General features: G+C 55.6%; 1 rRNA gene. It reads right to left on the reverse strand.

Annotated elements, in window-relative coordinates:
* Positions 1 to 144: 144 nt before the first annotated feature.
* Positions 145 to 660, reverse strand: a 16S ribosomal RNA gene (locus KBX18_RS11745); the annotation flags it as partial.

The following is a 660-nucleotide window of genomic DNA, read 5'->3' on the forward strand; positions in this document are numbered from 1 at the left end:
GCCCCCCGGGTGCGTGTCCACCTGGACATTTTCCACAACATACGGGTCTGCAGCACCACACACGGACACTCAACAGCCCAACCCCACACCCAGTACAGGTAACTACCTGACCATGCGGGGCCAATAAATAGTAATGCTCCTTAGAAAGGAGGTGATCCAGCCGCACCTTCCGGTACGGCTACCTTGTTACGACTTCGTCCCAATCGCCGATCCCACCTTCGACAGCTCCCTAACGAGTTTGGGCCACTGGCTTCGGGTGTTACCAACTTTCATGACGTGACGGGCGGTGTGTACAAGGCCCGGGAACGTATTCACCGCAGCGTTGCTGATCTACGATTACTAGCGACTCCGACTTCATGGGGTCGAGTTGCAGACCCCAATCCGAACTAAGACCGGCTTTCAGCGATTAGCTCCACCTCACAGTGTCGCTGCGCGTTGTACCGACCATTGTAGCATGTGTGAAGCCCTGGACATAAGGGGCATGATGATTTGACGTCATCCCCACCTTCCTCCGAGTTAACCCCGGCAGTCTCTCATGAGTCCCCAACCAAATGCTGGCAACATAAGACAAGGGTTGCGCTCGTTGCGGGACTTAACCCAACATCTCACGACACGAGCTGACGACAACCATGCACCACCTGTACACCAGCCACAAGGGAA

The organism is Corynebacterium sp. CCUG 69979, from assembly GCF_024454095.1.
Classification (GTDB): Bacteria; Actinomycetota; Actinomycetes; order Mycobacteriales; family Mycobacteriaceae; genus Corynebacterium; species Corynebacterium genitalium.